Below are 2,683 nucleotides of genomic sequence, written 5' to 3' on the forward strand. Positions count from 1 at the left end.
GCTTCCGGGTCGCCGAGCAGCAAGGCGCCCTGACCAAAATAATTCAGTACCAGCGCCGGCAACACGAGGATGAACCAGGCACGAGCGATCGGCTTGCGACCGAAGTGGCCCATGTCCGCGTACAGCGCTTCGGCACCGGTCAATGCCAGTACTACAGCGCCGAGAATTGTCACGCCCATGCCCGGGTGGTCGATGAAGAAGCGCACGCCCCACACCGGGTTCATCGCTTCCAGGACCTCTGGATGCTGGCTGATGCCATAGACGCCCAATGCACCCAGCACAAGGAACCAGGTGACCATGATTGGCCCGAACAAAATGCCGATGCGCGCCGTACCGTGACGCTGGATCAGAAACAGCGCGACCAGCACCACCAGCGACAGTGGCACGACCCAATGGTCGATGCCTTCGAAGGCCAGCCCCAGACCTTCAATCGCCGACAGCACGGAAATCGCCGGGGTAATCATGCTGTCGCCATAGAACAACGCCGCGCCGATCAGTCCGCAGACCACCAGCAACGTGCGCAATTTCGCATGCCCCGCCGCCGCCCGCCGGGCCAATGCGGTCAAGGCCATGATCCCGCCTTCGCCCTGGTTGTCGGCACGCAGCACAAACATCATGTACTTGATCGACACGACCCAGATCAGCGACCAGAAGATCAGCGCCAGGATCCCCAGCACCCCTTCATGGTTGACCGGCACGCCATAACCTCCGGAAAACACTTCCTTGAGGGTGTACAACGGACTGGTACCGATATCGCCATAAACCACCCCGACTGCCGCGACCAGCATACCGATCGGCTTCACCGCCGAATGCTCGGCACCTGCAGCCTGACTACTTGCCTGACCCATCCACCACTCCTACTTCTCAGACCCGGGCTTCTTTGAATGAAGCACTATGCTTTGTCGTGCAGCATGCGCTGTTTTACTTCACGTTACAGACGTTTTGTTGACTGTAAAAAATCAGTAAAGCGTAACGGCGCGAAGCATAGCGCAGCACTCGTCGTATTTCCCTGCATAAAGCTGGTCAAGTGCGCTTACCATCGCTAGAATTGCGCACTTTTTGATCAGAGGCGCAGTTCAAGCGCCCGTCCGTCGGTTTTGCCCTGTCCGGCAAGCGGCGTCACAAAATACCGAGGTTAGACATGTCCACCACTCCTGCGTCGGCCAATCCAAAGGTTGGCTTCGTATCCCTGGGCTGCCCCAAAGCACTGGTCGACTCCGAGCGCATCCTTACCCAGCTGCGCATGGAAGGCTATGACGTCGTGTCCACTTATCAGGACGCCGACGTTGTTGTGGTCAATACCTGCGGCTTCATCGATTCGGCCAAGGCCGAGTCCCTGGAAGTGATCGGCGAAGCCATCAAGGAAAACGGCAAGGTCATCGTGACCGGCTGCATGGGCGTCGAAGAAGGCAACATTCGCAACGTACACCCGAGCGTGCTGGCCGTGACCGGTCCGCAGCAGTACGAGCAAGTGGTCAATGCCGTGCACGAAGTCGTGCCGCCGCGCCAGGACCACAACCCGCTGATCGACCTGGTGCCGCCACAGGGCATCAAGCTGACCCCGCGCCACTACGCCTACCTGAAGATTTCCGAAGGCTGCAACCACAGCTGCAGCTTCTGCATCATCCCTTCGATGCGCGGCAAGCTGGTCAGCCGTCCGGTAGGCGACGTGCTCGACGAGGCCCAGCGCCTGGTCAAATCCGGCGTCAAAGAGCTGCTGGTCATCTCCCAGGACACCAGCGCCTACGGCGTCGACGTGAAATACCGCACCGGTTTCTGGAATGGCGCGCCGGTGAAAACCCGCATGACCGAACTCTGCGAAGCCCTTGGCACCCTCGGCGTCTGGGTGCGCCTGCACTACGTTTACCCGTACCCGCACGTTGACGAGCTGATCCCGCTGATGGCCGCCGGCAAGATCCTGCCGTACCTGGACATCCCGTTCCAGCACGCCAGCCCGAAAGTGCTGAAGTCGATGAAACGCCCGGCCTTCGAAGACAAGACCCTGGCGCGGATCAAGAACTGGCGCGAAATCTGCCCGGACCTGATCATCCGTTCGACCTTCATCGTCGGCTTCCCGGGTGAAACCGAAGAAGACTTCCAGTACCTGCTGAACTGGCTGACCGAAGCCCAGCTCGACCGCGTCGGCTGCTTCCAGTACTCGCCGGTTGAAGGCGCACCGGCCAATGACCTGGATCTGGAAGTCGTCCCGGACGACGTCAAGCAGGACCGTTGGGAGCGTTTCATGGCGCACCAGCAGGCCATCAGCTCGGCGCGCCTGCAAATGCGCATCGGCCGCGAGATCGAAGTGCTGGTCGATGAAGTCGACGAACAAGGTGCGGTGGGCCGCTGCTTCTTCGATGCCCCGGAAATCGACGGCAACGTATTCATCGACAACGGCAGCAACCTCAAGCCGGGCGACAAGGTCTGGTGCAAAGTGACCGACGCCGACGAATACGACCTGTGGGCTGAACAGATCTAAACGCAAAAAATACGCAAAGCCCCGCTCTCCAGACGAGATGCGGGGCTTTTTTACGGCTATCGTTTGAGATTGAACGGATTCACATCACTCACGTATCAGGGGCAGACAGGCATGCGTCAGCATTCGGTCATCCACACGCCGAAACTAGGCGACTACGAAGAATTGACCCGGGTCTGGGAGGCCTCGGTGCGCGCTACCCACGAC

2 protein-coding genes and 1 pseudogene are annotated in these 2,683 nt (G+C 59.8%); 2 read left to right on the forward strand and 1 reads right to left on the reverse strand.

Annotated features, from left to right (window positions below):
- On the reverse strand, positions 1-848 hold an 848-nt coding region (locus ACXRVY_RS23235), incomplete at its 3' end, for a KUP/HAK/KT family potassium transporter (protein WP_458238350.1).
- A gap of 293 nt (positions 849-1,141) precedes the next feature.
- Between ACXRVY_RS23235 and rimO the strand changes: the two genes are divergently transcribed.
- Together rimO and ACXRVY_RS23245 are read left to right on the forward strand one after the other, a co-directional pair.
- Complete coding sequence (gene rimO, locus ACXRVY_RS23240) at positions 1,142-2,479, forward strand: 30S ribosomal protein S12 methylthiotransferase RimO (protein WP_223458451.1); 1,338 nt, start codon at positions 1,142-1,144, stop codon at positions 2,477-2,479.
- Between the two features lie 111 nt (positions 2,480-2,590).
- Positions 2,591-2,683 (forward strand): annotated as a pseudogene (locus ACXRVY_RS23245) (GNAT family N-acetyltransferase); the annotation flags it as partial.

The sequence above is a fragment of the Pseudomonas sp. P5_A2_2 genome (assembly GCF_054177685.1).

What these genes read in the sequence shown, in the direction of transcription:
- rimO (WP_223458451.1), top strand. Translation starts at nt 1,142, where the DNA reads ATGTCCACCACTCCTGCGTCGGCCAATCCAAAGGTTGGCTTCGTATCC.